This window comes from Nocardia sp. KT25-26, from assembly GCF_056627695.1.
In genome coordinates this window covers 4,697,364-4,716,400 of sequence record NZ_CM152813.1, presented here as the reverse complement: position 1 = coordinate 4,716,400, position 19,037 = coordinate 4,697,364, and the positions used below count along the sequence as shown (strand labels likewise).

Below are 19,037 nucleotides of genomic sequence, written 5' to 3'. Positions count from 1 at the left end.
AGATCAAAAGCCGTTACGAACGGTATCACGGTTTTGCGTACGAAGCGCGTTATAGTCGATGCATGCAGAGCGATCTCGCCGAGATGCCGTGGATCGACGATGACCTGGTGCTGGCGCTCGCCAACACGGTTGTGGTCGAAGATCCGGCGGTGTCCGATTCGGCGAGCCTGGATCTGCTCGCCGCATCGGAGACCCTGGCCATCTGGCGGAGCAAGGTGGCGGACGCACACCTCGCCGCAGCCCCACTTGCGGTGCTGCAGCGCCTGCGGAAGGTGGTCGGCGTGGTGCTCGATGCCGCCGACCGGGCGGCACCGGTCCCGGAATCGGCTCGGCTCCGGCTCAACGAACTGGCCGCCCGTGCGCCGATCACCTTCGCGCTCGACGAGGATGGGAAGGTGCGCACCGTCGAACTTGCCGAGGATGCCGAAGGCCGCCTGGCCCGTGAGACGTTGCGGCTGCTCGCCGACATCGAAGCCGGTCGCCGCCGGGTACGGCGCTGCCCCGCGCCGGGGTGCGGCATGTTTTTCGAACCCGGCCGCCGCGACCAGAGTTGGTGCACCGGGCGGTGCGGTACCCGCGCCCGGGCGGGCCGTCATCGGCGCCGCAACCGGGCGGTCGCCGGGGGCTCGGCCGGATGAGTTCCGGTCAGGGGTGCAGGACGTAGCGACCCCGCACTCCGCGCTTGGCCATCGCCCGGTGCGCGTCGGCGGCCCGCTCCAGCGGCAGGACCTCGTGAATGCGGGCCGGCAGTTCGCCGGTGGCGGTACGGGCCAGCAGAGCGCTCAGCCGCCGGCCGTCGGGCTCGACTGCCACGGCAGTCACCGAGATGCCCCGCTCCGCGGCCGGTACGGCCGGCGGATGCACGCCGATGAAGGTGCCGTTGTCGCGGACCAGGGCGACGGCCTGCTCCTGCAGCGCGGCGGCGTCGGCCACCGCGTCCCAGCCGGTGCCGGGTTCGGTGGTGAAATCCGCACCGCGGTCCCGGATGAACTGTTCGTCTTCGGGTCGGGCCCAGCCGGTCACCTGCCAGCCGCGTTCGGGTGCCAGGCCGAGCAGGTACCCGCCGACCGCGCCGGCCGCTCCGGTCACGAGTAGCCGGCGGCCGCCGCTGGGGGCGTCGCCGAGGAGGTCGAGCAATTGGGCGGCGGTCAGGCTGTTCAGCGGGACGGTCGCCGCCGCGTCGAGGTCCAGGCCGTCGGGTACGACGGCGATATCGGCGACCGGCACGATGAGCTGTTCGGCGTAGGTGCCGAAGTCGCGATCGACCCCGCCGACCAGTCCGGCGACGCGGGTGCCGGCCGTGAGTTCCACGCCCGGTCCGGCAGCGCTGATCGTTCCGGCGAAATCCCAGCCCAGGCCGACGCGGTCCCGGCTGATCCAGCCCAGGTCGTGAAACCTGCCGCCGGTGACCCACAGATCGACCGGGTTCACGGCCGCAGCGGCGATCTCGACCCGAACCTCTCCGGGGCCGGGTTCGGCCAGCGGCGCGTCGACGAACTCGATCGAATCGGGGCCGTTCGGCGTGCGAACGACAGCGGTGCGGAAGGTTGCGGTTCCCATCGAATCTCCTGTGTGGCTTGTGCTGATGTCGTGCCACACCACTTTGGATGGGTTACTCTCTATTGGGAAGTACGCACTCCGAAGTGCGTAGGTCACCCCGCGGTAGGAAGGAGCGACTGTGCCCACGATGACCGCAGCTCAGCAACGCGCCCTGGCCAAGGCCGATTACGACGCCTTCCTGGCGAACTGTCCCAGCCGTCAGCTGCTCGACCGGATATCCGACAAGTGGGTCGCACTGATCCTGACCGCGCTCGGTAACAGCGACCCGGACTGCGCCGGAGTCGATGCGGTGTCCGGCCCGGTCGCGCTGCGCTACTCCGAGCTGTCCCGCCGGCTGGCCGGCGTCAGCCAGAAGATGCTCACCCAGACCTTGCGTTCGCTGGAACGCGACGGTCTGCTCACCCGGACCGTCACCCCGACGGTTCCGGTGACCGTCACCTACGAACTCACCGACCTCGGGCTCTCCTTGAACGAGACGATGCGCGGCATCAAACGCTGGGCCGAGGCCAATATGGCCGAGGTGCTCGCCAACCGGGCCGCCTACGACAACCGCGCCGAGTGAGGGGCTCGGCTCAGCCGTCCAGGAAGAGATCCGGCTGCAAGGGCTCGGATCCCGGGGTGACCCGGTACCGGTCGAAGTCGGTGACGCCGTGCGCGGCGAGCACGTCGTCATCGATGAAGAAGTTGCCGGTGGTCTCGGCGGCGGGGGAGGTGAGGATCGCGTAGGCGGCGTCGGCACAGATGTCGGGCGTGCGGGAGTGCGCGACCATTTCCTCCCCGCCGAGCAGGTTCCGGACCGCGGCGCTGGCGATGGTGGTGCGCGGCCACAGCGAGTTGACGCCGACCCCGTCCTTCCGCAGCTCCTCGGCCAGGCCGAGGGTCGTCAGCGACATGCCGTACTTGGCGATGGTGTAGCCGAGGAACTGCCCGGCCCACTGCGGATTCAGGTTCAGCGGCGGGGAGAGGGTGAGGATATGCGGATTGCGTCCGGTGGCCGCGGATTCGCGCAGTGCGGGCAGGCACAGTTTCGAGAGCAGGAAACTGCCCCGGCAGTTGATGTCCTGCATGAGGTCGTATTTCTTCATCGGCAGGTCGTCGGTGGGTGACAGGTCGATGGCCGAGGCATTGTTGACGACGATATCGATACCGCCGAAGCGCTCGACGGTCTGCTGCACGGCCTGTTCGACCTGGTCGTCTTTGCGCACGTCGCCGACGTATTTCAACACCGTGCCGCCGGCTTGCTCCAGCTCGTCGGCGGCCGTGTGAATGGTGCCGGGCAGTGACGGATGGGGCGTGTCGGTCTTGGCAATCAGCGTGATATTCGCGCCGTCGACGGCGGCACGAAGCGCGATCGCCAGCCCGATTCCCCGGCTGCCGCCGGACATGATCATGGTTCGGCCGGCCAGTGGCCGGATTTCGCTCGCAGTCATCGCCACTCCCTGTCGGCATCGACACCTGGATCTCCGGGAAGGGCTCGCCGCCGCTTCCGGGATATGTCGACGGTAGAAGTTCGCTCGATCCGACTCACCGTCATCGGCCGACGAACATCGACCGGCCCGTTGTCTTCCCACCACAACCGGTCAGCGCGGCAACGGGCCGGTGCGCTGCTACTTCAGGCGTTCCTGTTCTTCCTTCTCCAGGCGGTCACGCTCTTCTTGGCGGCGGCGTTCCTCTTCTTCGATCTCCTGCTCACGCCGGTTCTTGTCGGACATGGCACTCCAATCGTCGCTGGATAGGCCTCCGACCAGCGTAGTCCCCGATATGCCCGGAGCACGTCACCCAGCCGGTGCGGCCTCGGCCACCTGCGCCGATTCGGGGCTGCCGGATCGGCGGGCCCAGGCGCCCAGCGGTGAATGATTGAAAACCAGGTTCAGGAGGAAGGCGGTGATCGCGGCGAGGGTGACCCCGCTGGTGAGCAGAATCTGCGCCTGTGTCGGGAACTTGCCGAACATGCCCTCGGTGAGCTCCGGCAGCAGGCCGACGCCGATCGAGACGGCGACGACGGTGAGGTTGATCCGGTCGGTCAGATCCACCTTGCGCAACGTGTTCAGCCCGACCACTGCCACCATCGCGAACAGAATGATGCCGACGCCCCCGACGACCGGGCCGGGCACGGCCGCCACCACGGCCCCGAATCGCGGGATGGTTCCCAGCACGATCAGGATCGCGCCGCTGACGGCTGTCACGTACCGGCTGTACACCCGGGTGGCCGCGACAGCGCCGACATTCTGGTTGAAGACGGTGTCCACGAACGAGTTGAAGATGCCTGCCAGGACCGCGGACAATCCGTCGGCGGCCAGCCCGCGGGCCAGGTCGGCCTTCGCGAGTTTCTTGTTCGTGATCTCCCCGATAGCCAGCATGCTGGCAATGGATTCGGCGAATACCACCGCAATCGCAATGGTCATCGCGACCACCGCGGCGAGTGGGAACTCGGGTGCCCCGAAGTGGAACGGTTTCGGAATACCCAGCCACGCAGCGTCCCCGATGCCGGACAGGTCGACCAGTCCCATCGGGGCCGCGATGACGACGCCGAGAACCAGCGCGATCAGTACGCCGAGCTGCGACCAGACGCCACGGCCGAAACAGATGAACCCGAGCGCGACGGCAAGCACCGTCGCCGCGAGCGCGATATGGGCCGGAGCGGCGTGGTCGGCCGCCTCGGGGTTGCTGCCGATCACCAATCCGCCGCCGACCCCGATCAGCGAGATCCCGACGACCGTGAGCACGGTGCCGGTCACGATCGGCCCGAAGAATCGGACCACCCTTGCAAACGGCCAGGCCAGTGCGATGCCGACGACACCGCCCGCCAGGATCGAGCCGTAGGCCGCCGGGACACCGTACTCTCCGGCGATCAGGATCATCGGGCTGAGCGCCACGAAGGTGGCGCCACACACGATGGGCAGCCGGGCCCCGGCCACTTTGCCCAGCCCCAGGCTCTGGACGACGGTGATGACTCCGGCCACCAGCAGGTCGGCGCTGATCAGCATGCCGATCGTGGTCCGGTCCAGGCCGACGGCGGCGCCGAACACCAGCGGGACGGTGATGCACCCGGTGTACATGATCAGCACGTGCTGCAGCCCGAAGGTGAACAGACGCGCCCAGGGCAGCCGGGTGTCGACGGGATGTGGTGCGGGCATGCGAGCTCCGTCCGTGCAGATCCGAAATGCTGTGGACGCGGCGCCGTGGTCCGGCGCCGGTCTGGTTCAGCAGTCTCGGGGACGGTTTTGTGCAGGCCGTGTCCCGGGCGTTTCAGCGATATTGCCGAGTGAAACGATTTCGGGCTACTTCATAGCGGCGAGCTGGATCAGGTTGCCGCAGGTGTCGTCGAATACGGCGGTGACCACCGGGCCCATGTCCACGGCGTCCTGGGTGAACTCGACTCCGAGTGCCTTCAACCGGTCGACCTCGGCATATACGTCGTCGACGGCGAACTGCGTGTACGGGATTCCGTCGTCGGCCAAGGCCTTCTTGAACGTGCCGGCGGCGGGGTGGGCGTCCGGTTCCAGCAGCAGTTCGACACCGTCCGGGTCGGCGGGGGAGACGACAGTGAGCCAGCGCGCCTCCCCGGCGGGCTCGTCGGTCTTCTTGATGAAGCCGAGCTTCTCGGTGTAGAAGGCGAGGGCCTTCGACTGGTCGTCGACCAGCACACTGGTCAGGTTGATCTTGATCATCGGTTCGGTTCCTCTCGGTCGATGGGCCACCGCTCGACGATCGAACGCAGCGGGGCGGTGTCGATGTGGTGGAACTTGTACCGGCCCTGGCGCCGGGTGTACACCAGACCGGCTTGTTCCAGAACGGCCAAGTGCTGCGATATCGCCTGCCGTGACGAGGTCAGGCCGTGTTTCATGGTCAATCTGCCGCAGATCTCGAACAGAGTCTGCCCGTCGGAATCGGTCAGTTCGTCCAGGATGATGCGGCGCGTCGCATCGCTGAGCGCCTTGAACAGGTCGGGGTACGCGTCCACACCCGCCACGATAGGCAAGCGTGTACTTGCATGTCAATCGAGCTGGGTGGAAGGAAGCATCCGGCGCTCGGGCATCCTGACGGTCATCGGCCCGGCCGGGGCTGCGTACCGTGTATCGGTCCGGAGCCGCAGGACAGCGCCCGGCCCGTGGAACTCGTCCGGACGGCCAGCATCTCGGCGGTGATGGCCAGCGCCGTCTCGGCCGGGCTCCGGGCGCCCAGATCCAGGCCCGCCGGTGCCCGGAGCCGCGCGAGTGCCGCATCCTCGAAGCCCGCGGCACGCAGATCGGCCAATCGCCGGGCATGGGCGGCCCGCGAACCGAGCGCGGCCAGATAGCCGACCTCGGGCAGCCGCAATGCCTCGGTGAGCACCGGTATCTCGAACTTCGGGTCGTGGGCCAGCACCACCAGGGCGGTGGTGGCATCGACGGCACCGGAGCGGGCCAGCTCGCTCAGATAGTGGTGCGGCCAGCGGACGACGAGCTCGGCGCCCGGATAGCAACCGGGGGTGGCGAAAGCGGGCCGGGCATCGCATACGGTCACCCGGTAGCCGAGCAGCTGTGCCTGCGCCGACAATGCCGCGGCGAAGGCGTTGGCGCCGAACACCACCAGATGCGGTGCCGGACCGTACGCGGCGACGAAAACCGTCGTGCCCCGGTGGGTCACCAGTTCGGTCCGGTGCGGTGTGCCGGCGATCAGGTGTCGGCCGGTGACCCGGCCGTCCGGTGCGTGGATCACGGTGAACACGGTCACCTGCCGTCCCGCGGCGATCGCCGCGGCGACCACCGGGAACTCGGGAAAGTGCAGCCGCGAGAACGGTTCGACGAACACCTCGACGGTGCCGCCGCACGCCAATCCGGGTTCCGTAGCGGGGTCGAATCGGTGCAGCCCGGTCGCACCGGTCTCGGCGGCGGCAGCGGCGGCGTCGAACACCGCGGCCTCCGCGCATCCGGCCGAGACGGAGCCGTGCACCTGCCCGCCGGGGTCGACGAGCATCGCCGAACCGACCGGTAGCGGGGTGGAACCGGTCGCCCGGACGACGGTTGCCAGGCCGCCGGTGCGGCCGGTTCGCCACAGCTGCAGCATCGGCTCGACGATCTCGCGCATGGGTTGCTCCGATCACCCCGGCCGGACCGGGAAGTCGATATCCGCACCGGTCGCCAGATCGCCACACGGTACCGGCACTACGTCGGCCCGGTTGACCAGATAGTCCCGCGCTCCGGTGTCACCCGTGGCGGCATCGTGCACGGCCCGCCAGTGCGATTCGGCGAGGACTACCGGATGCCCGGGCCGCCCGGCGTATTCTGCGCGGGCGAGCCCGCTCGGTGTGGCCGTCGCGGCCCGGACGACCCGCGCGACGACCTCGGGCCCGACATCCGGAGTGTCCACCGGCATGATCGCGAGGTACCGGTCGCCCGGCAGGCCACCGGTCGCAGCGGCGGCGCGCAGACCCGCCCGGAGCGAAGCACTGAGACCATAGGCCCAGTCGGGTGCCCACACCGGTATCGCCGGTGCCGGAATCGGCAGCCGGAGCCCGGTGGGCCCGACCACCACGAACACCGGCGCACACCCACCCTCGGCGAGTGCCCGAACCGCGGCCCGCAACCAGCTGCCGCCTGCGGCCAGTGCCTTGGGTCGCCCGTACCGGCTGCCCGCGCCGGCAGCCAGCACGACCCCGACCACCACCGGCCGGGAGGTCACGCCGACCGCCCGGGTATCCGGCACCTGCGCAGCGGTCGACGACGGCCGCGCCCGGATGCCGATCGGATGCTGCCCATGTCCGCGACGGTAGTCCGAGTCTGTAACCAGTGTGTTTCGGGCTGGCGGCGCCGTAGCGGATCAACAATGCTGGAATCGATGACAGATGACACGAGTGAGCGCAGCGCGGAAACCATCGACCCGGCCGCAGCCGCCGAAGCCGAGTCCGGTGCCGCGCCGGCCGGGAGCGAACTGGAGAGGTTCAACGCACTGACCGAAACGGAGGCGACCGAAGCATTGCTGACGTGTTGTTCGGCCCCGGAGTGGGCGAGACGGGTCGCCGACCGGCGGCCGTACGCCACCCTCGCCGACCTGCTGGCCACCGCCGATGCCGCGGTGACCGCGCTGGACGAATGCGAACTCGATCGGGCGCTGTCCGGGCATCCGCGCATCGGGGACCGGCCCGGAAATGCGCACTCCGCGCGGGAACAGGCCGGGATGGCGGAGGCCGATCATTCGGTCCGGGCGGCGATCGCCGAAGGCAACCGGGTCTACGAAGAGCGTTTCGGGCACGTCTATCTGGTGTGCGCTACCGGCAGGTCCGCAACCGAACTGCTGGACCTGCTCACCACGCGGCTGGGCAACGAACCGGGTACCGAACGCGCTGTCGTGCGATCCGAGCTGGCGAAGATCAACCGCATCCGGTTGCACCGTCTGCTGGGTGTCGAAGGAGGGGATCGATGAGCACCCTGAGCACCCACGTCCTGGATTCGGTGCGCGGCACACCCGCCGCCGGTATCGCGGTCACGCTGTTCGACGCCGGTGACGTGCCCCTGGCCGAGGCGGTGACGGACCACGACGGCCGGATCGTCGATCTCGGCGCCCAGCTGCCGGCGGGCACCTACCGGCTGCGATTCGGTACCGGCGACTACTTCACCGCACTCGGGCAGGAGCACTTCCACCCGGAGGTCGTGGTCACCTTCCGGCTGGCCGCCGACGGGCACTGTCATGTGCCGCTGCTGCTGTCGCCGTTCGCCTACTCCACCTATCGAGGGAGCTGAGCCGCCGATGGAACTGACCGGGCCGATCGTGCTGACGGATGACCGATACGGCAAATCCGAGAACCGGATCGTGCGGATCCGCCGCGACACCGCGCGGCACGAGATCCGTGACGTCAACGTATCCACGGTGCTGCGCGGTGATTTCGCCGCCGCCTACACCGAAGGGGACCAGCGCAACGTGCTCCCCACTGACACCCAGAAGCAGACGGCCTACGCGTATGCCGAAGAGCCGGGCTTGGATTCGATCGAAGAATACGCACTGGCGCTGGCCTCGCACTTCGTCGACGATGTCGCACCCGTACATCGGGCCCGGGTCGAGGTGGACGAATATGCTTGGGAGCGGGTACGAATCGATGGCTCCGAACACGATCACACCTGGGTGCGCAGAGGTCAGGAAATCCGGACTGCCGCGGTCACCGTCGCCGGGGCCGGTGCGGGCCGGCAGGCCTGGGTGGTGGGTGGCATGCGGGACCTGGTGTTGCTGAAATCGACCGGCTCGGAGTTCACCGGATTCCTGACCGACGAGTTCACCGTTCTCGCACCGGCCGCCGATCGGATGCTGGCCACCGCGCTGTCGGCGCAGTGGCGGTTCACCACCACCGAGCTGGCCTGGGACGACGTGTATGCCGAGATCAGGGCACAGCTGATCACGACCTTCGCCACCAGGCACTCCAAGGCATTGCAGCAGACGCTTTTCGACATGGGCGAGGCGGTGCTCACCGCCTGTCCGCTGGTGGCGGAGATCCGGCTCAGCGCACCGAACAAGCACCACTTCCGCTACGACCTCGCGCCGTTCGGCATCGACAACCCCGACGAGGTCTTCCATGCTGCGGACCGGCCGTACGGGTCGATCCACGCCACCGTCGCACGAGCCGACGCCCCGGCCGCCGGCTCCGCCTGGCAGGTGTGAACGGTGACCATCCGCGAGGAAACACTCGCCCGGGAATCGGTGCTCATCGTCGAAGGGTGCGCGGTGGCGACCGTCGACCCGGCCGGTACCGAGTACCGCGACGGTCATGTGGTGGTGCGAGACAACCGGATCCGGTCGGTCGGCCCCGGCCCCGCGCCCGACGTCCCGGGCGCCGCCCGAATCGACGGACGCGGCTGCCTGCTGACGCCCGGCCTGATCAACACCCACCACCACCTGTACCAGTGGATCAGCCGGGGCCTCGCCGCCGACGCCACCTTGTTCGAGTGGCTGACCACCCTGTATCCGGTCTGGGCAGGGATCGACGCCGATATGGTGCGGGTCGCGGCGACCGGTGCGCTGGCCACCCTGGCCCGGACCGGCTGTACCACCACCTCCGATCACCACTACCTGTTCCCCCGTGACGGGGGTGACCTGTTCGGCGCCGAGATCGCCGCCGCCCGGGAGGTCGGCCTGCGGTTCCATCCGTGTCGCGGCTCGATGGACCTGGGCGCGAGTGCCGGTGGACTACCCCCGGACAGCGTGGTGGAAACCCTGGACGAAGTGCTCGCCGCGAGCGCCGAGGCGGTGGCCCGCTGGCACGATCCGTCCTTCGATTCGATGCTCCGAGTCGGTGTGGCACCGTGCTCCCCGTTCTCGGTGACACCGGAACTGCTGCTGGAGTCGGCGGCACTGGCTCGGGCCGAAGGGGTTCGGCTGCACACCCACCTCGCCGAAACCCTGGACGAGCAGGAGTACTGCCTGGAAACACACGGCTGCACCCCGGCGCAGTACCTGGAGAAGCTCGGCTGGGTGGGGCCCGATGTCTGGTACGCGCACGCCGTTCACCTCGACGACTCGGCCGTCGCCACCCTGGCCGGTACCGGAACCGGGGTGGCGCACTGCCCGACGTCGAACGGACGGCTCGGTGCCGGAATCGCCCGCACCGCCGACCTGCTGACCGCGGGGGTGGCGGTGGGTCTCGGCGTGGACGGTGCCGCCAGCAACGAATCGTGTTCGATGATCGAGGAACCCCGCAACGCCCTGCTGTACGCCCGGTTACGAGGTGGGCCGCGGGCGGTCTCGGTGCGAACCGCACTGGAACTGGCCACCATCGGTGGCGCGCGAGTACTGGGCCGGGACCGTGAAATAGGTTCCCTCGAACCGGGCAAGCTGGCCGATCTGGCGCTGTGGCGGCTCGACACCCCGGCACATGCCGGAATTGCGGACCCGGTTACCGCCCTGGTGCTCGGCGCCGCGCCGCCGCTGGCGGCGCTGGTCGTGAACGGCCGCCCGGTGGTGCGGGACGGCCGAGTGTGCACGGTGTCCGAGGACCGGGTGGGGGCCCAGGTGGCGAAAGCCCAGACCGATCTGATCGCCAAGGCAGGCTAAGCGGTAACCGAGCCGCAATCTTCGCGGCGCGTGCGCAATCTCCGCGCAACCACCGGCTCCTAGGGTGGAGTCATGGATACCGGGGCCGCAGGGCCGTGCCGCCCGCCGGCTGGAGAACATGGGTCGCCGGACCGCGCGCGGACCGCGCCGCCGGCGGTGGCGGCGAGGTGAGGCGACGATGGACCTGGACACCATCCGGAGCGTGGTCGTTGCGACCGACCGCGGGGATCTGGCCGGGCTGGGCCCGCGGACCGCGGTATTGGCCGGCGGCACCTGGTTGTACTCCGAGCCGCAGGAGCACCTGTCGGAGCTGATCGACATCACCGCCCTCGGCTGGCCGTCCCTGGAGGCGACCCCCGACGGCTTGACGGTGGCGGCCACTTGCACCCTTGCCGAGCTGGCCGAGTTCGATCCCGCCGGGAACCTGCTGGTAGGGGACGTTTCGTGGCCCGCGTTACCGGTGTTCGGCCAGGCGGTCCGGGCGCTGCTGGCCTCCTATAAGATCCGCCGACTCGCCACCGTAGGTGGAAACGTGTGCCTCGCCCTGCCGGCGGGGGCCGTCCTGGCCGCCCTGACGGCCCTGGACGGTGTCGCCGTGGTGTGGCGTCCGGACGGAACCGATCGGACGGTCCCACTCACCGGGTTCGTCACCGGGCCGGGGCGCACAGTGCTGGAGCCGGGGGAGGTGCTGCGCGCGATCCGGCTGCCCGCGACGAGCCTGCGGTCGCGGACCGCCTTCCGGAAGGCGGCATTGGCGCCTCAGGGACGCTCGGGTGCCGTCGTGATCGGCCGACACGCCCCGGACGGACGATGCACGGTGACGCTCAGTGCCGCCACCACCCGACCCGTGATCTTGAAATTCGCCGGGATCCCGGCAGCGGGCGAACTGCTCGCAACCATCGATCGGCTCGACGACGACCTGTGGTTCGACGATCCGCACGGCACACCCGCCTGGCGCCGGCAGATGGTCCGGTTGCTCGCCGATGACGCCGTGGCCGAACTACGTGAGCGAGGCAGGCGGCCGTGAAGTTCGAGGTGGACGGTGTCGCCGTCGCCGCCGACCCGCGGCCCGGACAGTGCCTGCGGACGCTGCTTCGCGAAAACGATGCGCTCGCCGTGAAGAAGGGCTGCGATACCGGTGACTGTGGTGCCTGCACCGTGCTCATCGACGGCACTGCAGTGCACTCCTGTCTGTATCCGGCGCATCGCGTCGAGGGCCGCGCGGTCCGCACCGCTGCCGGGCTGGGCACCCCGGACGATCTGCATCCGGTGCAGCAGCAATTCGTCCGCGCCGCGGGTTTCCAATGTGGATTCTGCACCGCCGGAATGGTTGTGACCACCTGCGACCTGGCCGCATCGGGCGAGCTGGCGGCCGTGGCCGCCGATCCCGCCGAGCTGGCCGAGCGGTACAAGGGCAACCTGTGCCGGTGCACCGGCTACCGGCCGATCATCGAGGCGATCCAGGCCGTAGCGGACGGCAGCGATATCGGCCCACCGGACCGCCCGGCCCTGCGGTGCTCGCCCGGCGCCCCCGCCGGCCCCCGGATCGTCACCGGCACCGAACCGTTCACCATGGATGTTCCCGGCAACCGGACAGCGCCCGACCCGGTCCAGGGTGGCGAGAACCAGGGCGCCGGGGCTGCTGTCGGCTCGGCAGGCCGAGCCGAGGGCACCCAGCCGACTACCCGGCCGTGGGGCTGCGACGATATCGGCTCGTCGTCAGGTACCGGCCCGGCGGTGGCAGGCCCGGAACCCGCGGGCATCGGGCGAGGTACTGCCGACCCGGACCCGTCCTTTCAGGCGAGGGGCGACTCGACGCCGGGCAGCAGCACGATCCCGGGCCACATGGCACGCACGAGACCGACACGGTTCGACGGACGTGCGGCGCCGCCGATCGAGGGCCGCAACCTTGAACCACCGCCCGGTCTGCTGCACCTCGCGGTGCTCACCAGCCCACATCCGCATGCCCGGGTCCGATCGATAGACACCGCTGCCGCAGCACGCATCCCGGGTGTCCGCGTGGTTCTCACCCATCTCGATGCCCCTGCGACGGCGTTCTCCACCGCCCGCCACGAGCAGCGGACCGACGATCCGGACGACACCATGGTGCTGGACCGTGTGGTGCGGTTCGCAGGACAGCGGGTGGCGGCGGTCGTCGCCGACAGTCCCGGCGCGGCGCGGGCGGGTCGCCGGGCACTGCGGGTGGACTACGAGGTGCTGCCTGCGGTGTTCGATCCGTTGGCCGCAACCGCCTCTGGTGCGCCCGCGGTCCACGGCGACAAGACCGGCCGGGCCGCTGCGGTGCGGATCGCCGATCCGGCCCGCAATATCGCCGCCGAACTGCACGGTGCCATCGGGGATATCGACGCCGGGGTGGCCGGGGCACACCGGGTGGTGCGCGGCCGCTGGCACACCCAGCGGGTCCAGCATGTGCATCTGGAGACGCACGGCAGCGTCGGCTGGCTCGACGACGACGGCCGCCTGGTCCTGCGCACCAGCTCCCAGGTGCCGTTCCTGGTGCGCGACGAGCTCTGTCACGTCTTCGGGCTGCCCCGGGACCGGGTGCGGGTGTTCACCGCCCGGGTCGGTGGCGGGTTCGGGGGTAAGCAGGAGATGCTGTCGGAGGACCTGGTCGCCCTGGCCGTGCTGCGCACCGGGCGGCCAGTGCAGTACGAGTTCACCCGCTCCGACGAATTCACCTCGGCGACCTGCCGGCATCCGATGCAGGTCGACGTCACCGCGGCGGCAGACGCTGCGGGGGTGCTGACCGCGCTGACCGTCGACGTGCTCGCCGATACCGGCGCCTACGGAAACCACAGTGCCGGAGTGCTGTTCCACGGCGTGAGCGAATCGATCGAGCTGTACCGCTGCCCGAACAAGCGGGTCGACGCGCGATCGGTGTACACGAACAATGTTCCGTCCGGCGCGTTCCGCGGCTACGGGCTCGGGCAGGTCGTGTTCGCGGTGGAATCGGCGCTCGACGAGCTGGCCCGCGAACTCGGTATCGACGCCTTCGATCTCCGGCGGCGCAATGTGATCGTGCCCGGCGACGAACTGATCGGCGCGACCTGCGACCCGGCCGCGGCCGCAGCCGACGACCTGGGTATCGCCAGCTACGGCCTGGATCAGTGCCTGGACCTGACCGAAGCGGCCCTGCGCGATACCGGCGCCGACGCCCCGATGCCAGCCGGGCGCGGCTGGCGGGTGGGCACCGGTATGGCCGCGGCCATGATCGCCACCGTCCCGCCACGCGGTCATCACGCGACCGCCGAGGTGTCCGTCGAAGCGGACGGCAGTTACGAACTCCGGGTCGGCACCGTCGAGTTCGGTAACGGGACCGGTACCGTGCACGCCCAGATCGCGGCGACCGTCTTCGGCGCCGAACTTTCCCGCATCCGGCTGCGCACCGCCGATACCGACCTGACCGACCACGACACCGGCGCCTTCGGCTCCACCGGTGTCGTCGTCGCCGGCCGCGCCTCGTACGCGGCCTGCCTGGCACTGCGCGATCGCATGATCACCCGCGCAGCCGAACTGACCGGCGCCGCACCCGATTCCTGCCGGTTGACGAATGAGGGCGTCCTGGTCTGCGACACAGTGCCGGCCGGAGCCGAGCGGCCGGGGCAGCGTCGGCGTCCGGTTTCGGACCGGCCGCCGGGGAAGATGCCGAGCCCGGTACCCGGTCAGGGGCGGCCCGCCGGTGTGGTGCGGCGAGCGGATGAGATCAGTATCGCGGCGGACAGTGCGCGGGTCGGTGCAGAGTCGGCAACGCTGTCGCCGGGCGCAGCGCAGTCGGAACCCAGGCCGGACAGGTCGCACGACCCCGTGCCGGGCCGACCGGCGCTGGTAGGCGAACCGGCCGCGCCGGGGGAACCCGCGGTGGCGGACGAACCAGCCGCGGACGAGTCGGCCGAGCACGAGGCCGGGCGGCTGGTCGGGTTCGCCGAACTGCTGGCCGGGGGTCCGTTGTGCGGTCGCGGCGAGCATCACGGCAGCCCCCGGTCACTGGCGTTCAACGTGCAGGGTTTCCGAGTTGCCGTGCAGCCGGAAACCGGGGCCGTGCGGATCCTGCGGTCGGTCCAGGCGGCCGACGCCGGGACGGTGCTCAACCCGGCACAGTGCCGGGGACAGGTGGAGGGCGGTGTCGCGCAGGCGATCGGTACGGCGCTGTACGAGCAGATGCTCGTCGACGACGGTGTGGTGACGACGAAAACGTTGCGGCACTACCACATCCCGCAACTGGCCGATGTACCGGACACCGATGTGCTGTTCGCCGACACCGCAGACGAACTGGGCCCGCTGGGTGCCAAGTCGATGAGTGAATCGCCGTACAACCCGGTGGCCCCGGCGTTGGCCAATGCTATCCGGGACGCGGTCGGTGTACGTCCCCACCGGTTACCGATGACCGCCGACCGGCTCTGGCACGACATCCGTGCCGTCCGGCAGAAACCCGAAGGAGACCGACGATGAGCCCCGGCCGGATTCCCGATTCGGTGCGCCACCACCTCGATGCGGTGCTCGATGCAGTCGACGACCGGGTCGCCGCTCGTTATCCGGGCGATGCCGGTGGGGTGCAGCCGATCCACACGGTCTACGTCCCGGCCGATGCGGTGGCCGTGACGACACCGCCGGACTGGGGTGCCCAGGCGCTCGAACTGCTCGACCGGCACGAGCAGCTGCTCACCGAACTGGATGGGACCGGCAGCCTGGCCCGGGTCCGGGCCGCGCTCGGGAGCCGCCCCGTGCAGGATCTGCGGATCGACTTCGAAGACGGCTACGGCATCCGCCCGGACCCGGTCGAGGATCGTGCGGCGGCCGCCGCCGGAGCCTGCCTACGGGCCTGGTCCGAATCGGCCGGTCCGACCGGATACGGAATCCGGATGAAGGGCCTGGCCGGCGGTGAACGGGATCGTGCCCTGCGCACCCTGGAACTGGTCCTGGAGTCCGCCGGTGCGATCCTGCCCGGGTTCGTGTTCACCGTGCCGAAGATCCGGGCCGCCGAACAGGTTCCGCCGCTGGTGGAACTGTGCGAAACACTCGAACGCGGGTACGGGGCACCGGCCGGCGTGCTGCGCTTCGAACTACAGATCGAGAGCCCGCAGGCGATCATCGGACCTGACGGGGGGACGCCGGTCGCGCGGATGCTGGATTCGGCCGGCGGCCGCTGCGCGGGACTGCATTTCGGCACCTACGACTACACCGCCGCCTGCGGTGTCGCCGCCGGCGACCAGGCACTCGACCATCCCGTGGCCGAGCACGCCAAGACGGTCATGCAGGTGGCCGCGGCACAGACCGGGGTGTGGGTGTGCGACGGCTCCACCCAGATAGTTCCGGTCGGGGACGCAGCCGCTCAGGCCGCCGCGCTGCGCAACCACCACCGGCTGGTCACCGGATCACTGCACCGCGGTTACTACCAGGGCTGGGATATGCACCCCGGCCATCTCGTCACCCGCTGGCTGGCCACCCTGGACTTCTTCCGGTCGGCCACCGCAGTTGCCGTACCGCGCCTGCAGGCCTACCTGGACCGCCGCACCGGCGATGTCCTGGACGAACCGGCCACCGCCGAGGCGCTCGCCCGCACGGTGTCGCGCGCCCTGGCCTGCGGTGCGTGCGCTCCGGACGAGATCACCGCGTGGGCGCCCGAAGTAACCGAAGATGTGGTCGACGCTCTGGCGGCGCGGCTGCCCACGCCCCGGCAGACTGCCGCGGCGAACGAACCAGGACGAGGATGAACGGCGCGATGGCGACGGACGATTTCACACAGCTGCCCGATCTGGCGGTCCGCCCCCTGGGGGGTGCGGTGATCTGGGCGAACGACGATTTCTTCGCCGAGAAGGAGAACCTGATCTCCCCCGGGGAGGCGCAATATCGGCCGGCGACCTTCGGACACAAGGGCCAGATCTACGACGGCTGGGAAACCCGGCGTCGCCGGGGCGTGCCGGGGAGCGATTCCGCGGTCGTCCGGCTCGGGGTGCCCGGCGTGATCCGCGGCATCGTCGTCGACACGGCCTGGTTCACCGGCAACTATCCGCCGCAGGTATCGGTGTCGGCACTGGCGGTCGAGGGATACCCGGTGGCCGAGGAGATCGCCGCTCGCACCGACTGGCAACCGCTGCTGCCGCCCACCCCGGTGAAAGGGGACAGCCGCAACCCGTTCCGCATCGAATCGGAACAGCGCTGGACCCATGTCCGGCTCACCATGCACCCGGACGGCGGTATCGCCCGGCTGCGGGTGCACGGCGAAGGCCGCCCGGATCCGCTGCTGACCGGTCTCGGCCCCTACGACCTCGCGGCGATCGAGAACGGTGGCCTGGTCCTGGACTGCTCCGACCGTTTCTACTCGGCACCGCAACAGCTGCTCTACCCCGGTCCGCCACGATCCATGGGGGAGGGTTGGGAGACCGCCCGCCGCCGCGACGACGGAAACGACTGGGTGCGGATCAAACTGGCCGGGCCGGGCCGGGTCCGGCTGGCCGAACTCGACACCTCCTACTTCCTGGGCAACAGCCCGGGACGGGCGAAGCTCACCGGCTATTCGATCGACGGTGCGGCGGTGGAACTGCTACCCGAAGTCGCCTTGCAGCCCGATACCCGGCACCGGTTTCCGCTGGCTGCCGATACACCGGACCCGATCACCGAAGTCCGCCTCGATGTATATCCGGACGGCGGCATGGCCAGGCTGCGCCTCTACGGTGAGCGGAGCGAGCCGTGACCGGCGAACGTGATTTCGTCGGATACGGTGCGCACCCGCCGGATCCGCGCTGGCCCGGGGCGGCCCGGATCGCCGTCCAGTTCGTACTCAACTACGAAGAGGGCGGCGAACGCAGCATCCTCGACGGTGATCCGCGTTCGGAGACGTTTCTGTCGGAAATGACCCCGGCCGAGCCGTTCCCGAACCGGCATATGAGCATGGAATCGCTGTACGAGTACGGTTCCCGCGCCGGATTGTGGCGGCTGCTCCGGGTATTCGAGTACCGCGGCCTCCCGCTGACAGTTTTCGCCGTGGCACGGGCGATGCAGCGCAACCCGGAGGCGGTCGCCGCCTTCGGCGAACTTGGCCACGAAATCGCCTGCCACGGCCTGCGCTGGCTGTCGTATCAGCTGGTCGACCGGGACACCGAACGCCGGGACATGATCGAGGCCGTCCACATCCTGACCGAGCTCACCGGCGCCGCGCCGCTGGGCTGGTACACCGGCCGGGACTCGCCGAACACTCGTGAACTCGTCGTCGAACACGGTGGTTTCGTCTACGACTCCGATTCCTACGCCGACGACCTGCCGTACTGGGTGACCGTTTCGGGACATCCGCATCTGGTGGTCCCGTACACCCTCGACACCAACGATATGCGTTTCGCCTCCCCGGCCGGATTCCCCAGCGGTGACCAGTTCTTCGGCCACCTCCGCGACGCCTTCGATGTCCTCTACCGGGAAGGCGAACAGGGCAGTCCGAAGATGCTGTCCGTCGGCCTGCACTGCCGCCTGGCCGGCCGCCCCGCCCGCACCGCCGCCCTGGAACGCTTCCTCGACCACGTGCAGTCCCACGACGGCGTATGGATCACCCGCCGGATAGACATCGCCGAGCACTGGCGCCGAACTCACCCGGCACCGACGACCTGACCCGTACCGGCCGGGCGATGCCCTGCCCGCCGACACCGAATCCGCGGATCACGCGCCTGACCTGCTGTTCTGCTCCGGCGGAACCGGACCGGAACGATTTCGGAACGCGTTGCCCGCATCCTCGTCTCATCTGGATCACCGAGCCGGAAGGGACTACGACCGTGCAGCAGATCGCACCCCAGCTGTGGGAGACCACCACCGAGAACCCCGCACCCGGGCTCACCACGCGCGCATTCCTGTGGACCAGGGCCGCAGGCAACGTGCTGTTCTACAACACCACCGTGGCCGCCGAGATCGATGCGCCTGCGGACCTGGGCGGCATCGCCCACCACTACCTCAGTCACCAGGACGAGATCGCCGGATCGCTGTCCACCATCCGGGAGCGATACGGCGCGCAGTTGCACATCCACGCTGCCGAAGCCGAGCTCGCCGCCGAGAAATCACCCGTGGACGACCCATTCACCGAACGACACCGCGCCGCCGACGACCTGGAAGTCATCCCGACCCCCGGCCACACCCCCGGCAGCAGCTGCTACCTGGCCGATATCGCCGGCCGCCGGTACCTGTTCACCGGCGACACCATCCTGACCGACCCGGACGGCAACTGGGTGGCCGGTTTCATCGAAGGATTCAGCGACCGCGAAGCCATGCTCGCCACCCTCGACCTGCTGGCCGAACTGAACCCCGACGTCGTCGTCTCCAGCGCATTCATGGGCGACACCGGCGTCACCGACCTCGCCGGCCGCCCATGGCGCGACTGCGTCGACGAGGCCCGCCGCCGCCTGATCGCGGAAGGCGGCATCCGTGTCTGAGACCGACTGGTTCCGACAGCTGGTGCG

The 19,037-nt window shown here is 69.6% G+C and carries 19 protein-coding genes; 12 read left to right on the top strand and 7 right to left on the bottom strand.

The features are described 5' to 3' along the window. Positions 1–62: 62 nt before the first annotated feature. On the top strand, positions 63–638 hold the full coding sequence (locus AC1HFH_RS21340; protein ID WP_480244559.1) for a CGNR zinc finger domain-containing protein: 576 nt from the start codon (positions 63–65) through the stop codon (positions 636–638). Positions 639–645: 7 nt separating this feature from the next. On the opposite strand, the gene AC1HFH_RS21335 is transcribed toward AC1HFH_RS21340, so the two are convergent. Further along, positions 646–1,560, bottom strand: a complete 915-nt coding sequence (locus tag AC1HFH_RS21335) for an NADP-dependent oxidoreductase (RefSeq protein WP_480244558.1) — start codon at positions 1,558–1,560, stop codon at positions 646–648. Between the two features lie 118 nt (positions 1,561–1,678). Here AC1HFH_RS21335 and AC1HFH_RS21330 point away from each other — a divergent pair, with 118 nt between their 5' ends. Continuing rightward, positions 1,679–2,122 (top strand): winged helix-turn-helix transcriptional regulator, encoded by a 444-nt coding sequence (locus AC1HFH_RS21330; protein WP_480244557.1) that lies wholly within the window; start codon positions 1,679–1,681, stop codon positions 2,120–2,122. 10 nt (positions 2,123–2,132) lie between these two features. Here AC1HFH_RS21330 and AC1HFH_RS21325 read toward each other — a convergent pair whose 3' ends face one another. The 6 genes from AC1HFH_RS21325 to AC1HFH_RS21300 all read right to left on the bottom strand — a co-directional run bounded on the left by AC1HFH_RS21325 (position 2,133) and on the right by AC1HFH_RS21300 (position 7,248). After that, a complete protein-coding gene (locus tag AC1HFH_RS21325; RefSeq protein ID WP_480244556.1) occupies positions 2,133–2,990 on the bottom strand; it encodes an SDR family oxidoreductase in 858 nt (285 codons plus the stop codon). A gap of 345 nt (positions 2,991–3,335) precedes the next feature. Then, positions 3,336–4,697 carry a uracil-xanthine permease family protein gene (locus tag AC1HFH_RS21320; protein ID WP_480244555.1) on the bottom strand — a complete coding sequence of 454 codons (1,362 nt, stop codon included), beginning with the start codon at positions 4,695–4,697 and terminating at the stop codon, positions 3,336–3,338. 144 nt (positions 4,698–4,841) lie between these two features. Beyond that, positions 4,842–5,228 carry a VOC family protein gene (locus AC1HFH_RS21315; protein ID WP_480247931.1) on the bottom strand — a complete coding sequence of 129 codons (387 nt, stop codon included), beginning with the start codon at positions 5,226–5,228 and terminating at the stop codon, positions 4,842–4,844. Continuing rightward, positions 5,228–5,533: an ArsR/SmtB family transcription factor gene (locus AC1HFH_RS21310; protein WP_480244554.1), complete on the bottom strand. Its 306-nt coding sequence runs from the start codon at positions 5,531–5,533 to the stop codon at positions 5,228–5,230. The genes AC1HFH_RS21315 and AC1HFH_RS21310 overlap by 1 nt, the downstream gene beginning before the upstream one ends. Positions 5,534–5,607: 74 nt before the next feature. Next, positions 5,608–6,630, bottom strand: coding sequence for an XdhC family protein (locus tag AC1HFH_RS21305; RefSeq protein WP_480244553.1), 1,023 nt, complete (start codon positions 6,628–6,630; stop codon positions 5,608–5,610). A 12-nt stretch (positions 6,631–6,642) separates the two neighbouring features. Continuing rightward, a complete protein-coding gene (locus AC1HFH_RS21300; RefSeq protein ID WP_480244552.1) occupies positions 6,643–7,248 on the bottom strand; it encodes a nucleotidyltransferase family protein in 606 nt (201 codons plus the stop codon). A 132-nt stretch (positions 7,249–7,380) separates the two neighbouring features. Here AC1HFH_RS21300 and uraD point away from each other — a divergent pair, with 132 nt between their 5' ends. The 10 genes from uraD (at position 7,381) to AC1HFH_RS21250 (ending at position 19,010) form a co-directional block, all read left to right on the top strand. Further along, positions 7,381–7,965, top strand: a complete 585-nt coding sequence (gene uraD, locus AC1HFH_RS21295) for a 2-oxo-4-hydroxy-4-carboxy-5-ureidoimidazoline decarboxylase (protein ID WP_480244551.1) — start codon at positions 7,381–7,383, stop codon at positions 7,963–7,965. After that, positions 7,962–8,282 carry a hydroxyisourate hydrolase gene (gene uraH / locus AC1HFH_RS21290; protein WP_480244550.1) on the top strand — a complete coding sequence of 107 codons (321 nt, stop codon included), beginning with the start codon at positions 7,962–7,964 and terminating at the stop codon, positions 8,280–8,282. The genes uraD and uraH overlap by 4 nt, the downstream gene beginning before the upstream one ends. A 7-nt stretch (positions 8,283–8,289) precedes the next feature. Next, entirely contained in the window at positions 8,290–9,192 is a 903-nt protein-coding gene (gene pucL, locus AC1HFH_RS21285; RefSeq protein WP_480244549.1) for a factor-independent urate hydroxylase, read from the top strand. Between the two features lie 3 nt (positions 9,193–9,195). Continuing rightward, a complete protein-coding gene (locus AC1HFH_RS21280) occupies positions 9,196–10,581 on the top strand; it encodes an 8-oxoguanine deaminase (protein WP_480244548.1) in 1,386 nt (461 codons plus the stop codon). A 178-nt stretch (positions 10,582–10,759) separates the two neighbouring features. Further along, entirely contained in the window at positions 10,760–11,608 is an 849-nt protein-coding gene (locus tag AC1HFH_RS21275; RefSeq protein WP_480244547.1) for an FAD binding domain-containing protein, read from the top strand. Beyond that, a complete protein-coding gene (locus AC1HFH_RS21270; RefSeq protein ID WP_480244546.1) occupies positions 11,605–15,051 on the top strand; it encodes a molybdopterin-dependent oxidoreductase in 3,447 nt (1,148 codons plus the stop codon). The genes AC1HFH_RS21275 and AC1HFH_RS21270 overlap by 4 nt, the downstream gene beginning before the upstream one ends. Further along, positions 15,048–16,313, top strand: coding sequence for a DUF6986 family protein (locus AC1HFH_RS21265; RefSeq protein ID WP_480244545.1), 1,266 nt, complete (start codon positions 15,048–15,050; stop codon positions 16,311–16,313). Before AC1HFH_RS21270 ends, AC1HFH_RS21265 begins: the two co-directional genes overlap by 4 nt. Before the next feature lie 8 nt (positions 16,314–16,321). Continuing rightward, positions 16,322–17,293 carry an allantoicase gene (gene alc / locus AC1HFH_RS21260; RefSeq protein WP_480244544.1) on the top strand — a complete coding sequence of 324 codons (972 nt, stop codon included), beginning with the start codon at positions 16,322–16,324 and terminating at the stop codon, positions 17,291–17,293. Beyond that, the gene (puuE, locus tag AC1HFH_RS21255) at positions 17,290–18,198 is read left to right on the top strand and encodes an allantoinase PuuE (RefSeq protein ID WP_480244543.1); all 909 of its coding nucleotides are present in this window, start codon (positions 17,290–17,292) and stop codon (positions 18,196–18,198) included. The genes alc and puuE overlap by 4 nt, the downstream gene beginning before the upstream one ends. Positions 18,199–18,359: 161 nt before the next feature. Then, complete coding sequence (locus AC1HFH_RS21250) at positions 18,360–19,010, top strand: MBL fold metallo-hydrolase (protein ID WP_480244542.1); 651 nt, start codon at positions 18,360–18,362, stop codon at positions 19,008–19,010. The last annotated feature ends 27 nt before the right edge of the window (positions 19,011–19,037 follow it).

Excerpts from the sequence above, each read along its gene's own strand:
- AC1HFH_RS21340 (WP_480244559.1), top strand. The coding sequence starts at position 63 with ATGCAGAGCGATCTCGCCGAGATGCCGTGGATCGACGATGACCTGGTG.
- AC1HFH_RS21335 (WP_480244558.1), bottom strand. The coding sequence starts at position 1,560 with ATGGGAACCGCAACCTTCCGCACCGCTGTCGTTCGCACGCCGAACGGC.
- AC1HFH_RS21325 (WP_480244556.1), bottom strand. The coding sequence starts at position 2,990 with ATGACTGCGAGCGAAATCCGGCCACTGGCCGGCCGAACCATGATCATG.
- AC1HFH_RS21320 (WP_480244555.1), bottom strand. The coding sequence starts at position 4,697 with ATGCCCGCACCACATCCCGTCGACACCCGGCTGCCCTGGGCGCGTCTG.
- AC1HFH_RS21305 (WP_480244553.1), bottom strand. The coding sequence starts at position 6,630 with ATGCGCGAGATCGTCGAGCCGATGCTGCAGCTGTGGCGAACCGGCCGC.
- uraD (WP_480244551.1), top strand. The coding sequence starts at position 7,381 with ATGACAGATGACACGAGTGAGCGCAGCGCGGAAACCATCGACCCGGCC.
- uraH (WP_480244550.1), top strand. The coding sequence starts at position 7,962 with ATGAGCACCCTGAGCACCCACGTCCTGGATTCGGTGCGCGGCACACCC.
- pucL (WP_480244549.1), top strand. The coding sequence starts at position 8,290 with ATGGAACTGACCGGGCCGATCGTGCTGACGGATGACCGATACGGCAAA.
- AC1HFH_RS21275 (WP_480244547.1), top strand. The coding sequence starts at position 10,760 with ATGGACCTGGACACCATCCGGAGCGTGGTCGTTGCGACCGACCGCGGG.
- AC1HFH_RS21265 (WP_480244545.1), top strand. The coding sequence starts at position 15,048 with ATGAGCCCCGGCCGGATTCCCGATTCGGTGCGCCACCACCTCGATGCG.
- alc (WP_480244544.1), top strand. The coding sequence starts at position 16,322 with ATGGCGACGGACGATTTCACACAGCTGCCCGATCTGGCGGTCCGCCCC.